This is a genomic window from Pedobacter sp. Bi27 (assembly GCF_918698255.1).
GTDB lineage: Bacteria > Bacteroidota > Bacteroidia > Sphingobacteriales > Sphingobacteriaceae > Pedobacter.
Genome location: NZ_CAKKMW010000002.1, coordinates 290624 through 306589, shown reverse-complemented (window position 1 = coordinate 306589; position 15966 = coordinate 290624). Strand labels below are relative to the sequence as shown.

Sequence of the window (15966 nt, the reverse complement as noted above, 5' to 3'; positions counted from 1 at the left end):
TAAACTGCGAACTGCAAATTGCCAACTGAAAACGGTCTAATTATGGTTGAGCTGATTTAATGCAATTTGCCTGATGTCGCTCTCCTTCTCAAAAGAGATGATGTGGTTTAGATGTGCCTGATTGCTCATTTTACCAACGGCAAGTTTTCTTACTTCTTTGTCCTGATCAAAACAAGCAATGTGAAATAAATTTGCTTGATTATTTAAGTTACCAACTGCAAGTTTCCTTACCGCTACATTCGTATCAAAATTAGCAATGTGAAATAGGTTTGCCTGATTATTTAGGTGTGCCACAGCGAGCTTCCGTACGTCTATATCAGCATCAAAACTGGCAATATGAAATAAGTTTGCTTGATTATTTAGGTGTGCTACAGCGAGTTTTCGTACGTCTACATCAGCGTCAAAACTGGCAATGTGAAATAGGTTTGCCTGATTATTTAGGTTTGCAATAGCTAGCTTCCTTACGTCTACATCAGCATCAAAACTGGCAATGTGAAATAGGTTTGCCTGATTGTCTAAGTTGCCAATAGCGAGCTTCCTTACATCTACATCAGTATCAAAACTGGCAATATGAAATAAGTTTGCCTGATTGTCTAAGTTGCCAACAGCAAGTTTCCTTACCTCTACATCAGCATCAAAACTGGCAATATGAAATAAGTATGCTTGATTATTTAATTTGCTAACGGCAAGCTTCCTTACTGCGGTGTCAATATCAAAACTAGCAACATGAAATAGATTTGCTTCGTTATTTAACCTACTAACAGCGAGTTTTCTTACCGCCACATCAGTGTCAAAACTGGCAAAATGAAATAAATCCTCTTCAGAGGATGCATTATTGACGCCTTCAGTAGCAGCAACTGTACTAAATGTTGTTTCCTTTTTACTGCTAAAAGAGACACAACTGCTTAAGAATAAAACAGTGCTTAAGAATAGGAGAGATTTTTTCATGTTAACTTAGCTTGTAAAGCTAAGTTATACAATTAATTTTATCTTGTAATACAACGAATAAGTAGTCGTGCTAAGGTTTAATTATGTTTCATAATCAATGTAAATAACATGGTTTTTAGGGAAGTGTAGTCTGCATGAAATCGTCATTCCCAACTCGATTGGAAATCCTAATGCAATAAGCTTTAAGATTCCCGCCTGCGCGAGAATGACGACCACTTTATTGGCATCTTGTCAATGGTAAGTACGAAGAGAGTCTATTTCAGCTCACGATGATTCGTGCCTCAGCATGATTATAGGCTATGCTAAGGTTGCATCTACAGTAATCGTTGTGTTTAATAATTTAGAGATTGGGCAGTTTTTTTCTGCATCTGCTACCAATTCATCAAACTTCTCCTGAGTTAAATTTGGTACAGTTGCTGTTAAAGTTAAATGCGATTCTACAATTTCACCTTTTGATGGATCCAGGTTAATTTCACATTTGGTTTCCAATTTATCTGCTGTAAATCCTGCTTCAGTTAAGTTAGCAGATAATTTCATGGTAAAACAGCCTGCGTGTGCAGCAGCAATTAATTCTTCTGGATTTGTGCCAACACCTTCAGCAAAGCGAGAATTAAAAGAATATTGAGTATTATTTAAAGTGGTACTTTGTGTAGTGATGTTGCCATTACCTTCTTTAATAGAACCTTGCCATACGGCTGTTGCATTTCTTTTCATGATTGGATTTTATTTTTAGATTGTTTAACACCTAAAGATAAAAATATGTTTGTTTAAAGGTGGCAATTCTTTGTTAAGAAATTCCTTTATTAAAATCATTTGCAAATATTGTTTCAAAAAAGAAGCTGCTTCAGAGAAACAGCTTCCATTGCATTACGATCTTTTTAGGTTATTTGTCTGATTTTTAATTATAAAGGGTACAATACTGCGGTAGCTTGTTTATCTTTTGCTGATAAAACAGTTGCACCACTTCCACATTGCCCGCCGTTCATTAATGATAGCGCATCGGTTCCCCCAACTCCAGGGACATTAATAGTTGTAGATTGGTTGGTGTGTTTAAACGCAATCGTGTGCCCAAATTCATGTGTTATGGTTCTCGTACGTTGTGCAAAAGAATTATTCTGGATCAGGTTCTGGTTAATCCAAACTGTGTTGCCGGCTTTACCGTTTGAAGTTGATAAATAGGCCTGTCCGCATGTAGAACTTCCAATGGTATTGTCTACCTTAATTAGAATATCATAAATAGTACCTGTTGTAATTACAAATTTGATTTTAGAATTAGGTACCGTATTCCATTGGTTGATTGCAGAATTGATTTCACTTATCATCCCATTTATAGAAGGGTCTACTTTAACGCGTATATTAGTGCTATTGGTTACAATATATCCATTATAATATTGTTCGGTTATTGGTTTTCCATTATCGACAGGAACTTCCATGTTTTTGCTAAATACGATATCGCCGTCTACAACGTAATTATCTCCACTTTCTACAATCTGTGCATCTGTAAAACCAAGATTTTTGATGTAAGCGAGAACTTTTTGGTTTTGAACGGTTTCGTTTTCCTGATCTGCTGGTAGCTCATTTTTCTTCGAGCACGAGATTACCATTACTGAGAGCAATGCAATCAGCATAGTTTTTGTTAATAGGTGTTTCATAGTTTAGGTTTTTGGTTTAGATCGTAATATGCTGCAATTGAGTACTACATGAATAAATATAATACAAAAAATACATATTTGTATTTTTGATGCATATTTATTTTGTATTCTTAATTAGCGCTATGAAATCTTACCTGCTATCCTAATCTGCCTCGTGCTTTAGTCTATTACTTCTAATTGACTGGAAAAGCAATATACCTACACCAATCATGATCGAAATATCTGCAAAATTGAAAACGCCTGTTTGGAAGAGGTAAAAATCCATATGCATAAAATCGGTAACCGATCCATGTACAATCCGATCATATAGGTTGCCAATTCCACCTCCTATCAGAAAACACAAAGCAATTTGCATACTCATTGGTAAATTGCGTTTGGCAAAGATGAAATATAAGCCATAGCCCAAAAATAGTAATGGCAAGCCTGTTAAAATTATGAGTCTAAAAATATAAGGCATATTATCGCCAAGACTTAAAAACGCACCACTGTTTTCTACTTTGGTTAAGGTAAAACGGTCTTTTATAATGCTGATGTGTTCGTAATCGCTAATCTCGGTACGCACAATTTTTTTGGAAATCTGATCGCAGCCAAAGTTTAATGTGAGCAGTAATAATAAAACAGACCACCTAAGGCTTTTTAACTGTTGCATGTTTTTATAATTAGAATTTACTAATGGGATTTTATTTCTTTACCCATTTTCTATAAGGAATAATCAAGGCTAAGATAACCGCTAAAACACTCAATATTTTTGCAATAATGTCTCCACTTTTTACATAAAAGGTAATCTCATCGTTTAGGTTAATGTTGGCCTTGATAGCAGTTCTTGTCCACCATTTAGTGCTTTGTGTTATATCGCCACGCTGATTGATGAAGCAAGATATGCCTGTATTTGCAGAACGGGCCACATCGCGGTGGGTTTCAATTGCCCTGAGTTTTGCATACATCTCATGCTGATCTTTGCCTGATGTATTGCCCCACCAGCCATCATTAGTGATAATAGCAATAAATTGAGCCCCATCTTTAACCTGTTGGCCAATCCAGTCTCCCCATAAACTTTCGTAACAAACCACTGGTGCGGCGCCAATGCCACTTTGTGCATAAAGTACACTTGGCTTTTCTTGCCAACCCCAACCACCCACTGTTCCACCCAATTGCGCAAAAACACCATCTAAAAATGAAAATACTTTGGGGAAAGGCATTTTCTCTACGCCAGGAACCAACTTAGATTTATGATAAAACTGAACATTAGCAGAGTTTTCTACCTGCATGGCTGTATTGAAATTGTCGAAATAAAGGCCTTTCTGATTGTCAAATTTAGCTGTTATTGTTTTTTTGTCAGGATAGATTTTAATACTTTCTATCCCTGTAATTAATGTTCCATTTTTATACTTGGCCAAAAAGCTTTGTAGGTTAATAAAGTCAGGATTGCTCCGGATTCTATCCTCATTTGCATAATTTGGGATGGCCGTTTCTGGCCAGATAAAATATTCGGTGTTGGTTTGTCCGGTCGAATCAGATAAATGAGTTAGTATCTTGATCTGTTCAGCAGGGGGAATATTCTCCAGTTTTTGATAGGGATCGATATTCGGTTGAACCACCACTACATTGCTAGGTGTACCTTTTTGTTCGGCGGTAAAGTATTTTGTTAATGAAATGCCGATTGGAATAATTACCACCAAAGCCCAGATTCCTGCGGTTTTAAACCTTAAATAACCTGTTTGCGATTTAAATTTACTGTAAGCTTCAAAAGCTAGGATATTGCTCACTAAAATCCATAGTGAACCTCCGTAAACACCAGTATAATCATACCATTGCGCCAGTTGATGCATTCCTGCTAAACCATTACCTAAAGTCATCCAAGGGAAAGCTAAATCCCAGGTTTGTTGCAAATATTCTAAAGCGATATAAAAGGCAATTAACCCAAGGTACGCGATCTTTTTATTTACGTATTTACCCAATCGATAGTATAACCAAAAAGCAAAAGTCATTAAAAGTGCACCTAATCCATAAGGAATTAAAGAAACTGGCAAGGCTACTGCCGGACCATTATAAGCACTTATCGCATTGTACACCCAATAAATTGATGCCGTATTCCAAACTAGAAAAGTTAAGCCTGCAGTCAAGAAGATTCTTTTTCCCTGTTTTTTTTCAGCATTGCCTGAAATGGAATTGAGCGCAATGAATAAAGGCACCAGGCCGATCAACAACAAAGGTGTGGTAAAAGGCATTGGTGGCCAGGCTAGCCAAAGTAAAAATGCACTTAAGAGGGCGAGGAGGTAAGTTTGTTTAGATTTCATATAAGATTACTTGTCATTCTGACGCAGGAAGGATCTCTATGCGACAGAAAACTGACCTTGTTTTTGTTAACGTAAGTGCAGTACAGTTGTGTTAAAGATGCTTCGTGCCTCAGCATGACAGGGGTTTACTTACAAACTATCTAAAATGTTTGCTTTTTTAGCTTCGTATTCTTCCTGAGTAATCAGGTGTTTATCGTACAAAGTTTTAAGCTTACGTAATTTTAATGTGGTTTCATCTTCTGGCTCTTCTACAACTTCAGCGATCTGAATAACGGGTTGTACTGGCTCAGGAGTTGGTTCGTAAGCAGGGATTTCGGCAAGAGGCTGCGTATTTAAATTAATGGGAGAGGCAGTTGCACGGTTTTCTTCCAGTTTTTGCTGACGGAGCATTTCCTTATACTCATCCAATTGCTGGTTCGCAGCCTGGTGTAATTTACGCGCCTGTACTTTCGGAATAAATTCGGTTACGATGTTTTCGCCATGTTGTGGTACACAGATAAATTTAGAACCAAAAAATTCTTCCTTAAACGAAACCTCTTTAATGCTTTTCCACGAAATATCTTTAAAGTTCATGGTTAAGCCTAAATTACCCGGCTCGCAATAAAAAATACGTTTATTCGAAATTGCAATACTATCTGGTAACAAGTTTACCGCAGGTTTTTTCTGTACAGCTAAATATAAAAGTTCTTCGCCCGTAGTTAAAAGGTCGTTTAATTTTCCAATAACTTTTTCAACCGCTTTTGGGTCTTGTTCGTCACTCAGAAATCTATCTATGCTAATCATAATATTTTTAAATTGTTGTACTGGTTACGTTTTTGATGCTACTCTTCAGCATCTTCATATTTGTTTTTGCTTTTAATGTTGGGTTTCCCCGCTATGCAAATTACAAATTCTCCTTTTAAAGTATTGTTTTCAAAATGTGATTTTATTTCCACTAAAGTTCCACGAACAGTTTCTTCGAACATCTTGGTGAGTTCTCTACTTACCGAAGCTTGCCTATCGGCACCCAAATACTGTGCAAATTCCTCTAAAGTTTTTAATAAACGGTGTGGGCTTTCATAAAGTATAATGGTGCGGTCTTCTTCTGCCAATTTTTTAAACTTTGTTTGTCTGCCTTTTTTAACGGGTAAAAAACCTTCGAAACAGAATGCATCTGCAGGTAAGCCTGAGTTAACCAAAGCAGGTACAAAAGCTGTTGCACCAGGTAGGCACTCTACCGCAATATCATTTTTAATGGCCTCGCGAACCAGGAAAAAACCCGGATCGGAAATGGCAGGCGTTCCGGCATCAGATATTAAGGCAATTTTTTGCCCTTCATTTAAAAACTTGATGATTTCTGAAGTGGCCTTATGTTCGTTGTGCTGGTGGTGAGAAAAAACCCTTTTATCGATGCCAAAGTGTTTAAGCATCGGGGCACTTGTGCGGGTATCTTCCGCTAGGATTAAATCGCATTCTTTTAATATACGGATTGCCCTAAAGGTCATATCCTCCAAATTGCCTATGGGCGTTGGTACGAGAAATAGTTTGCCATCCATATTTCGGTTTGCAGTTTACAGTTAACGGTTTGCAGTTTTTTCCAAACTCCTTACCCCAAACTCCAAACTCTTGCTATCTTTGCTTAAAAAATTAAATAATGCTGCAAGTTAACTATATCCGCGAAAATAGAGAGAAAGTTTTAGAACGTTTAAGTATCCGTAATTTTAAACAGCCAGAACTGGTAGATGAAATCATTAAAATTGATGAAGACCGCCGTTCTACACAAACTTCCCTGGATAATATTTCTGCTGAAGCGAATGCAGCTGCCAAACAAATTGGCGATTTAATGCGTACAGGTAAAAAAGAAGAAGCAGAGGCAATTAAAGCACAAACGGCTTCTCATAAAGAAAATATCAAAAACCTGAGCGATAAATTAAATGAGCTGGAAGCTGCCCAGCATAATTTAATTGTTCAGTTGCCAAATTTACCATACCATTTGGTAAAACAAGGATCTACGGCAGAAGAAAACGAGGTTGTTCTAACACATGGAGCGCCTGCTAAATTACCAAACAAGGCTTTGCCGCACTGGGAATTGGCTGCGAAATATGATATTATCGATTTCGAGTTGGGTGTGAAAATTACAGGTGCAGGTTTTCCGGTTTATAAAGGAAAAGGGGCAAAGTTACAGCGTGCCTTGATTAATTTCTTTTTAGATCATGCTACTGAAGCAGGTTATAAAGAAATGCAGGTACCTCATTTGGTTAATGCGGCCTCGGGTTTTGGTACGGGACAGTTGCCGGATAAAGAAGGACAGATGTATCATTCAACTGTTGATGATTTATATTTAATTCCAACAGCCGAAGTTCCGGTAACCAATTTATACCGTGATGTAATTGTTAAAGAAGAAGATCTTCCAATTAAAAATACCGCTTATACGCCTTGTTTCCGTAGAGAAGCGGGCTCATACGGTGCACATGTACGTGGTTTAAACCGTTTACACCAGTTTGATAAGGTTGAAGTAGTACAGATTACGCATCCTGATAAATCTTACGAAACCTTAGAAGATATGAGCCAATATGTTCAGTCTTTATTAAAGGAGCTGGGATTACATTACCGCGTATTGCGTTTATGCGGTGGCGATATGGGCTTTACTTCTGCCATGACTTATGATATGGAGGTTTGGAGTGCCGCACAAGAGCGTTGGTTAGAAGTTTCTTCTGTATCAAATTTCGAAACTTATCAGAGTAACCGTTTAAAATTACGCTTTAAAGGAAAAGAAGGGAAGGCACAACTGGCTCACTCATTAAACGGAAGCGCATTGGCATTACCACGTATTGTGGCTTCTATTTTAGAGAACTACCAAACCGAAAACGGAATTAAAATTCCGGAGGCTTTAGTAAAGTATACCGGTTTTGATATTATAGATTAGTCAGGGAAACTAATGAAGTTTCAATGGACTTGTGGCAGTGAATCTCGTTAGTTTTGCTTAGGCCACGCGGAGACTTGCGAAGTTCTCTTTCGCGCAAGGCTGAGTAAACTTCGCAAGATGGCATAAAAAAAGCTTTGCAGCAATGCAAAGCTTTTTGTTTTTATATAGATAGGTGTAATGCGGTATTGATTATAAAATCAAGATCAACAATAAAATGATGATAATGATTGCACCAACTGAAAGGTAAACACCTCCAGAAACTGCGCGGGCCTGGCCTTTTAATTCTCTTAACTCGCTACGTAAAGCTTTACGTTCTGCTCTTGTTAAGTTCGATTTGTCCATGTCTCTGATCTCTTCAACACGGGTTTTAATTCTTTCCAGTTTCACTGCTTGTTCGGCAGTTAATTCTGTTGGATTTTTCGCAGGTTTATCAGCTGCCTGAGCTGAATTAAAACTAATGCCTAAAGAGAAAACCAAGGCTAACGTGTAGATGAATTTTTTCATAATATTTAATTTTTTAGTGTTCGACCTCTACGTAACAAAAAACCTACCAAAATGTTCTGGTAGGTTTTAAAAAGCATTGATTTAGCTGTAAAACGTCTTATTTGATCTCGAAAATGGCATTTACGGTGAAATTCAGTTTAATTTTTTTGAAATCAATTTCAGGAGCGCCAGCAGCATCGGCCATTTCAGCTTTCATCGCATAATTTCTGTAAACAGGTTGTATTACATTGTCTCCACCATCTTGTATCTCAATTACGCCACCTAATTTATCGCCTAAAGCCTCAACCATATAAGCTGCTTTCTCTTTTGCTGCCAATAAAGCTTTAATTTTAAGCTCTTTTTTTATGGTTTCAATTTTAGAGTAATCGTAGCTTTCAATATTCGTGTTGGAGATTCCTTTGGCATCTATTGATTCTAATATTGCATTAAACTTGTTTAGATCACTAACTTTTAAGCGGTATTGTTTGCTGGCTAAGAAATCGGGGTTTTTCTTTTTTTCTGTAGCATAATTCCAGCTGCTTAAATTGCTGATGGTTAAATTTTCTTTTGCAATGCCTGCTTTTTGTACAGCGGCATACAATTGTTTTTCCAATTCTGTAATGTCTACTTTTTTCTTTCCGTTTAAGTATTCTTTAAGTGAAATGCCGATATAAATAATATCTGGTGTTACTTCTGTTTCTGCAGTTCCGCTAACATTAATTTTTCTGCGTAAATCTACTTGTTGAGCCATCGCTGATGATAATCCTAAAAATGCAACCAGTGCAAGTGCTATTAACTTTTTCATAATTCAATTTTTCTTTGTGTGTACTGTAATGATGTAAGCCGTGCACAAATTCCACACCGAGATTATCATTTTTTTTATTTTTTTGGAAATGAGCGTCAGTATTTCAGGGCAAAACCTGTCCCGCTATACACTTTAGCCCCGGAGAAAAATCGGGAGCTGCCGTTGTTATCGGGTTTATTAACAACGGATTATGCTACTATCGAAAAAGATCTATCAAACTTTAGCGATCGTTACAGGAATAAGTTTTAACCTGAAAAATATTATTCTCTTATCGTACAAATATTCATTCAGATATTTCATCCATTAAAAAAAGCTATTGTTCTAGCCACCTAAACCCGACAAGGCAGATAGCCCGGAATGAAAGTGCAGTGAAACGAGGAAAATAGCGACGGCGTGACCGAATTGGCCAATGCACATTGAAACCTGATTTTCTAAAATAAATAGAGAGAGAGTAAAATTATGCGCAAGGTTTTATGCTTAAATAGACGGAATTATAAATGGTTATAAAACCTAGCGCAGCAGAGTTTTCTGCAGAATTTTAATCATGTTTTGCAATTAGAAACTGCAAAAAGAATTGAATTGTGGTTGTTAAACCTTTGATACTTTAACAGCAGTTGGCCCTTTTTGACCCATTTCTACTTCGAACGTAACTTTATCACCTTCTTTAATCTGGGTGATTAAACCGTTTGCGTGAACAAAAATACTGTCTTGTGTTTCAGTGTTTTTAATAAAACCGTAACCTTTACTGTCGTTAAAGAAAGTAACTGTTCCTTTTTTAACAGGATTTTCATCGATGATGTCCTCTTGTCTTGAAATACCGATCTGAATATCTTCTGTATTAATTACTTTCTTTTTCTTCGGATCTGGTGGAGTAGAAGAGATGTTTCCGTTTTCATCAACATAAGCCATCATATCTTCAAGCGCTAAACCTTTTTTTGCATTAGCTTGGCGCTCTTCTTTTTTCTCTTGTTTGTCTTTTTGTTTTTTTAATCGTTTTTTTTCGTTCTCTTTTTTACTGTATGTTGCCTGAGATTTAGCCATATTTTATTTAATTGTTTTGTTTTGAAGGGTGAGTGGAATGGAGAATTATACAAAGATAACAATACTAAAGCATAAACACGATTTTATTCGGTTATGCTCTTGTCATTTGGATGCGAACCACAGGTGATTATAAATCTGTTTGCCACGGAAGCATAGATTTACACGGAATTAAGATCTATTCTTTAACCTTGTGTGTTTTTTGAGGCGATTGTCTTTTTTTTCACCACAGATGGAGAGGATGAGCACAGATGTTGGGTTGAGGTTTATACATTTTCTGTGGATTCAGTGTTTCCGTGGCAGGCTTTTTTTTGAAAAAATCAGTAGTTAAAATTAGTATTTGCCAGGGAAGCACGGGTTTACACGGAATTAATTTTTTCCTAAATTAAGTGTCTTTGCTGCCAGTAGTTTTTTCTTTTTACCACAGGTGAAGTGGATGAACACAGATGAGGAGGACATCGTATCTATGTTGATATGTGAAAATTTGTGGTTAAAACCTGCTATTAATTAGCTACTTACTGCATTACAAATGCAAACCCTTGGTCTTCCTCTTTATTCAAAAGGAATCACTTTGTGACAAACGAGGACGATCGAATGTTTATACCTTTTCCGTGGCAGACTCTTTCTGTGAAAATCTGTGGTTAAACTTTAAGAAACTTTATTTACCCACTTATCTTTATCCACCTGATAAACAAAATTCCATTTTAAGGGCTCACCATAATAGGCTACCTCTAATTCGGCGATTTTAACGGCTCCTAATTTTTCAGTCGCTTTTTGTGAACGGAAATTAGTAGCGCCGATATGTAAGATTACTTTATCCACAAATTGAAAAGCATAATCAAACATTAAAGTTTTTAAAGCCTTATTATGCCCCTTTCCCCAAAACTCGCGGGCAATAAAAGTGTAACCAACGGCAACTGAATGGTCTGTTTCATCCAATTCGTAGTACCTTGAACTGCCCACAATTTTGTTGCTTTCTTTTTCATAAACAATAAAAGCACCCTTCGATTCTATTGCACCTTTAAAGAAATTTTCGAAAACCTCTCTTTTATACCGGTCTTTGTTTGGATGCTGCTCCCAAATCAAGGGATCAGAAGCTACCGCAAAAAGGGCTTCAAAATCCTCTTCTTTTAAGGGAACTATAGTAATTAAATCGTTTGCCAATGTAGGCTGTAAATCGAAATTCATATAGTTTGGATATAAAAACGGCTGGCTATAGGGCCAGCCGTTTATTGTAATAGTATTATTTAGGCAAGGTAATAGATTTCTCCATTGCGTTGCACTTCAGTCGAAATGACGCCTTTATTAATTTACTAAGCCTTCAATTTCTACCACTTCCTGTGCATCTTTTTGATAATCAACTTTATCAATTTCGAAACCGAATAAGCTTAAGAAATCAGATCTGTAACCTGGTAAATCACCTATTGCCGGTAAAGTTTCGGTTGTTGCTTCTTTCCAAAGTTCTGCAACTTTAGCCTGGATATCTTCACGCATTTCCCAATCGTCTATTCTGATTCTTCCTTTCTCATCAACAGGGATAGGGCTTCCGGTATATAAGCGTTCTGCGTATAAACGTTGGATCTGCTCAATTGTACCTTCGTGCACACCTTCGGCTTTCATTACTTTGTACAACAATGAAATATATAACGGGATTACCGGAATAGCAGAACTTGCCTGTGTTACCAATGCTTTATTAACCGATACATAAGCTTTGCCATCAATATCTTTTAGTTTATCGCTGATTTTAAAAGCAGTAGCTTCTAAATCATCTTTAGCTCTGCCGATGGTTCCTTTACGGTATACTGGCTCAGTTAAAGCAGGGCCGATGTACGAATAAGCTACTGTTGTTGCACCATTGGCAAGTAGGTTTTCTGTTTTTAATGCATCAATCCACATGGCCCAATCTTCGCCACCCATTACGGCAACGGTATTGGCAATATCTTCTTCGGTAGCGGGCTCGATAGAAATTTCGGTCACATTACCAGTGTGGAAATCGACGGTTTTATTGGTATAAGTTCCACCGATAGGTTTTAAGGTAGAGCGGTGAAGTACTTCTGTATCAGGATGTTTCCTAACTGGCGATGCCAGGCTATAAATGACTAAATCAACCTGGCCAAGATCAGCTTTGATCAATTCAATTGTTTTTTCTTTAATTTCTTTTGAGAAAGCATCGCCATTAATACTTTTTGCATATAAACCAGCAGCATGTGCTTCTTTTTCAAAAGCTGCACTATTGTACCAGCCTGGTGATGCAGTTTTGCCTTCAGAAGGTGCTTTTTCGAAAAATACGCCAATTGTAGAAGCGTCAGACCCATAGGCAGCAGCAATACGCGAAGCTAAACCAAAACCGGTTGATGCCCCAATTACCAATACTTTTTTAGGACCATCTATAGCTCCTTTAGATTTTACATATTCAATTTGATTCTTTACGTTTTGTGCGCAACCATCAGGGTGTGCGGTTAAACAGATAAAGCCCCTCATTCTAGGTTCGATAATCATTTTTGTTCTATTTTACGTTTTGTAATGTTAAAATAAGGGCAATTTTAAGTGTATTGAAAATGCCGTAATGCCCAAATCTTTAACGAAGATAAATTTTTAATCGCTTAACATTAAATGAAATTTAAATAATGAACGTATTTAACCGCAAAGAAACGCAAAGGTGGTTATGTTTTTACCACAGAGGATATTGAGTTTTACACAGAGAATAGAGAGCACAGTTTTTAATAAATTGTACAATGGACTACAAACGCTGGACTTGAACTTTAGATCTCCGACCCCTGACTTTCTAATTAATTAACAACTCTTTTTTCACTTTACTATATTTCTCTTAATTTAGCGGCACACAGATAGAACCGGTTTATCTCTTCTTATGAAAAAAATATTATTGTCTGTCATGATGTTTGTTATCATGGCTTCTGGAAAGCTTTATGCGCAAACCCAACATCAAAATTCGGGTTGGTTTATGCTTTTAAATAACACCAAATTTAGTGATAAATGGGGGCTTCAGTTCGATGTTCAACTGCGTTCGGCTGATGATTGGGGTTATTTGAGAAATACCTTGGTGCGCCCGGCTTTACAATATTTTATTAACAATAAGCACAACGTAGCATTAGGATATTTATGGCAAACTACACATACAGAATCGGCAGGGAGCGCTGATCTTACCCTACATGAGCACCGCATATTTGAGCAGTACATTTATAGTCATAAAATAAAATCAGTTTTTGCCAGTCACAGGTTGAGGCTTGAGCAACGCTTTATTGGCCGTACCGGCGAAGATGTGTTTTCACAACGCTTCCGTTATTTTTTCAGGTTGATCCAACCGCTGCAAAAAACACAACCAACGTTTACTAAAGGACCATTTGTGGCTTTACAGAACGAGGTGTTTTTAAATATTCAGAATAAGGATAAAATTAACAATAGTATTTTTGATCAGAATAGGTTATATCTCGCTGCAGGTTATCGTTTTTCGAAACAGTTTGATTTGGAAGCTGGTTATATGAACCAGGCTACCCATGGCGTTTCAAATAATACGGTAAACAATATTATTCAACTGGCTGTTTACACGAGGTTTTAATGTTTTAAAGTCATTTTTTGTACAACAACTCTTACAAAATGTTAAAGCTGTTGTAATTGATTAGGCTTTTTGCTCAATTTGCCGCGTGAAAAGATTTACCATTCTATTTTTAGCACTCTTGTTTGGCAAGCGGATGCAGGCTCAAGAGATTCAGACGTCTTCAACTGATCATACCCCAACCTCAAAAAGTTTATTTAATCCTGAGCATAAAAGGAATTTTTCGCGTAAAGGCGATTTCTTTTTTCACTGGGGATACAACAGTTCGTGGTATGGTAAAAGCGATATCAGGTTTCAAGGCCCGAACTACGATTTTACTTTAAAAGATGTAGTTGCACATGACAGACAATCGAAATTGAGCTGGGCTTATTTAAACCCTGGACTTATCACCGTACCGCAATATAATATCCGTGCAGGTTATTTTATCAAAGATAACTACAGTATTTCAATCGGTTGGGACCACATGAAATACGTAATGGACATCCCGCAAACGGTGGCGATCACCGGTCACATCGGGCCAAATATTTCTCCAACCAATACGCCTACAGGTAATTTGGCCGGTGATTATAACGGACAAAACATTAATGTTAAAGAGAGCATGTTAACCTACGAGCATACTGACGGGTTTAATTACGCGAATATCGAAATTGAGCGTTATGATGATATTTGGGTGGCTCCGGGCGGCAATACTTCCTTAACCTTAGAAACCGGTTTAGGTGGTGGCATGATGGTTCCGCGTTCAGATGTACGTTTGTTCGGACAGGGCAGAAATAACCACTTCAGTATTTCGGGTTACGGTGTTTCTGCAAAAGTTGGACTTAAGTTTTATGTTTGGAAAAACGTTTACCTACAAAATACCACTAAGTTCGGCGCTACCAATTTAACCAATGTGCATACCACTGGCTGGGATGAGTATGATAAGGCTAGTCAGAAGATTAATTACATCGAAAATATGTGGCTGATCGGGGTTCAGTTTTAAAAGATATTGAAGGAGGCTTAAGCCTTCTTTTTTGTTTTGGGGGTGATTTAAAATTGCCACGGAAACTCGGAAGGCACAGAGAATTTTATATTATTTAATTTGTCATTCTGAACGGCTGTGTTTTATTTTGGCTAAATACTGCATTACAGCATCTTCTGCCTTTTGGTTCTGTTTGATGTTTCCAGTATAAAGATCACCTCTCAGGTTTTTATAAAGCGCTATCGCATTTTCTAACGCAGTAATTAAAGATGTTTTGTTGTATTCGGCAACGGTATCTTTAAGCAAGCTAAAATCTTCGGGAGGAAGCTGCGATTCTACTTTACGCACACCTCGTGGTAGGTTGTTGTTTTTGATGTGCAGTAAAGGGCCAAACACTATCATTCTTAAAAAGCCGAAGAAATCTAAGGCTTCCAGATACTCACCTCTGCCAATTTTTAAAAGGGCATAATGCATCCAGGTCCAAAAGCGGTCTTCAATCCATTGGTAATCGGGGTAAGGGAATTTAGCTTCGGTTTGATCGAGGATTTGCAGTAATTGGTTGTCTCGGTCGATTAATAGCATAGGGTTTTCTACTCTTGAAGCAAATTCATCAAGGGTTAAAAACTTAATGTCAACATGGAGCAATGGCTTGTCGTAAAGGCAGATCAATACACGCGGTTCACCAACATGCTCTCCAGTAAATGCAGAAATTAAATCGCCAAGAAGGCTGGCATATTGCAGCATTTTCGATTTATCTGTTGATAGTTTTTCTTTGGTAACCAAAATCAGATCGAGGTCTGAAAATTCGTCGATTTCGTTGCTGAGCCAGGAGCCACCCACAGCTAAACCAATAACAGATTCATCGCTTTTTAATATTTTGGTTGCGTTTTGGGCAAAGCGTTGTTGTGTCATGGGTAATTTAACTACTATTTTAATGCTGGTTTTCACTAAATGTACTTTTAAGCCTAACTATTACATAGGCACAAATAAAGGCAAATAAAAAATCCAAAAGCAGATTGAATGGTTTAAAACCAAAATTCTCATAGCAATTATCGCACTTTCCAGAAAAACTATCGTAGAAAGTAAAAGGGAAACCGTATTGATCTAAACCATCAGATGCGGCCTCCAGTTTTAATGTTGCTAAAGTAGAAATGATCAATAACAAGATGGTTAGGTATATGACGGCTTTGGTTATTTTCATTAATGTATTTTATAAAAAGATTGCTTCACTCTTGCGCATGGCCCTATGCTTCTGTTCGCAATGACGATCTAGCGTAGATCACTTTATGCTGGACGCATAGCGCCT

General features: G+C 37.3%; 17 protein-coding genes. 3 read left to right on the top strand and 14 right to left on the bottom strand.

The genetic code is table 11. The features are described 5' to 3' along the window. Nucleotides 1-36: 36 nt before the first annotated feature. From LQ227_RS06630 to rsmI, 7 genes are all read right to left on the bottom strand, one after another. Nucleotides 37-948, bottom strand: coding sequence for a hypothetical protein (locus LQ227_RS06630; protein ID WP_230142111.1), 912 nt, complete (start codon nucleotides 946-948; stop codon nucleotides 37-39). 297 nt (nucleotides 949-1245) lie between these two features. Then, nucleotides 1246-1662, bottom strand: coding sequence for an OsmC family protein (locus tag LQ227_RS06625; protein ID WP_230142108.1), 417 nt, complete (start codon nucleotides 1660-1662; stop codon nucleotides 1246-1248). Between the two features lie 188 nt (nucleotides 1663-1850). Next, on the bottom strand, nucleotides 1851-2600 hold the full coding sequence (locus tag LQ227_RS06620; RefSeq protein WP_230148801.1) for a M57 family metalloprotease: 750 nt from the start codon (nucleotides 2598-2600) through the stop codon (nucleotides 1851-1853). Nucleotides 2601-2742: 142 nt separating this feature from the next. Next, nucleotides 2743-3249, bottom strand: a complete 507-nt coding sequence (gene lspA, locus LQ227_RS06615; protein ID WP_230148799.1) for a signal peptidase II — start codon at nucleotides 3247-3249, stop codon at nucleotides 2743-2745. A 31-nt stretch (nucleotides 3250-3280) separates the two neighbouring features. Next, the gene (gene lnt, locus LQ227_RS06610; protein WP_230148797.1) at nucleotides 3281-4897 is read right to left on the bottom strand and encodes an apolipoprotein N-acyltransferase; all 1617 of its coding nucleotides are present in this window, start codon (nucleotides 4895-4897) and stop codon (nucleotides 3281-3283) included. 129 nt (nucleotides 4898-5026) lie between these two features. After that, entirely contained in the window at nucleotides 5027-5680 is a 654-nt protein-coding gene (locus LQ227_RS06605; RefSeq protein ID WP_230148795.1) for a PH domain-containing protein, read from the bottom strand. 38 nt (nucleotides 5681-5718) lie between these two features. Further along, nucleotides 5719-6432: a 16S rRNA (cytidine(1402)-2'-O)-methyltransferase gene (gene rsmI / locus LQ227_RS06600; protein ID WP_029277358.1), complete on the bottom strand. Its 714-nt coding sequence runs from the start codon at nucleotides 6430-6432 to the stop codon at nucleotides 5719-5721. Between the two features lie 98 nt (nucleotides 6433-6530). Between rsmI and serS the strand changes: the two genes are divergently transcribed. Next, nucleotides 6531-7802, top strand: a complete 1272-nt coding sequence (gene serS, locus LQ227_RS06595) for a serine--tRNA ligase (RefSeq protein ID WP_230148793.1) — start codon at nucleotides 6531-6533, stop codon at nucleotides 7800-7802. Between the two features lie 189 nt (nucleotides 7803-7991). On the opposite strand, the gene LQ227_RS06590 is transcribed toward serS, so the two are convergent. From LQ227_RS06590 to fabV, 5 genes are all read right to left on the bottom strand, one after another. Further along, the gene (locus tag LQ227_RS06590) at nucleotides 7992-8306 is read right to left on the bottom strand and encodes a seryl-tRNA synthetase (protein ID WP_029277363.1); all 315 of its coding nucleotides are present in this window, start codon (nucleotides 8304-8306) and stop codon (nucleotides 7992-7994) included. A gap of 97 nt (nucleotides 8307-8403) precedes the next feature. Next, the gene (locus LQ227_RS06585) at nucleotides 8404-9090 is read right to left on the bottom strand and encodes an SIMPL domain-containing protein (RefSeq protein ID WP_230142090.1); all 687 of its coding nucleotides are present in this window, start codon (nucleotides 9088-9090) and stop codon (nucleotides 8404-8406) included. Between the two features lie 588 nt (nucleotides 9091-9678). After that, entirely contained in the window at nucleotides 9679-10131 is a 453-nt protein-coding gene (locus tag LQ227_RS06580) for a cold-shock protein (RefSeq protein WP_029277369.1), read from the bottom strand. 645 nt (nucleotides 10132-10776) lie between these two features. Then, nucleotides 10777-11316, bottom strand: coding sequence for a GNAT family N-acetyltransferase (locus LQ227_RS06575; RefSeq protein WP_230148791.1), 540 nt, complete (start codon nucleotides 11314-11316; stop codon nucleotides 10777-10779). Between the two features lie 117 nt (nucleotides 11317-11433). Continuing rightward, a complete protein-coding gene (gene fabV / locus LQ227_RS06570) occupies nucleotides 11434-12627 on the bottom strand; it encodes an enoyl-ACP reductase FabV (protein ID WP_230148789.1) in 1194 nt (397 codons plus the stop codon). Between the two features lie 370 nt (nucleotides 12628-12997). On the opposite strand from fabV, the gene LQ227_RS06565 reads away from it, so the two are divergent. Then, the gene (locus LQ227_RS06565) at nucleotides 12998-13705 is read left to right on the top strand and encodes a DUF2490 domain-containing protein (RefSeq protein ID WP_230148787.1); all 708 of its coding nucleotides are present in this window, start codon (nucleotides 12998-13000) and stop codon (nucleotides 13703-13705) included. A gap of 85 nt (nucleotides 13706-13790) precedes the next feature. Next, entirely contained in the window at nucleotides 13791-14681 is an 891-nt protein-coding gene (locus tag LQ227_RS06560) for a hypothetical protein (protein WP_230142081.1), read from the top strand. A gap of 102 nt (nucleotides 14682-14783) precedes the next feature. Here the strand turns inward: LQ227_RS06560 and LQ227_RS06555 are convergent, their stop codons facing one another. Together LQ227_RS06555 and LQ227_RS06550 are read right to left on the bottom strand one after the other, a co-directional pair. Beyond that, the gene (locus tag LQ227_RS06555) at nucleotides 14784-15608 is read right to left on the bottom strand and encodes an aminoglycoside 6-adenylyltransferase (protein ID WP_230148785.1); all 825 of its coding nucleotides are present in this window, start codon (nucleotides 15606-15608) and stop codon (nucleotides 14784-14786) included. Beyond that, a complete protein-coding gene (locus LQ227_RS06550; RefSeq protein ID WP_230148783.1) occupies nucleotides 15592-15861 on the bottom strand; it encodes a hypothetical protein in 270 nt (89 codons plus the stop codon). Before LQ227_RS06550 ends, LQ227_RS06555 begins: the two co-directional genes overlap by 17 nt. Nucleotides 15862-15966: the final 105 nt, after the last annotated feature.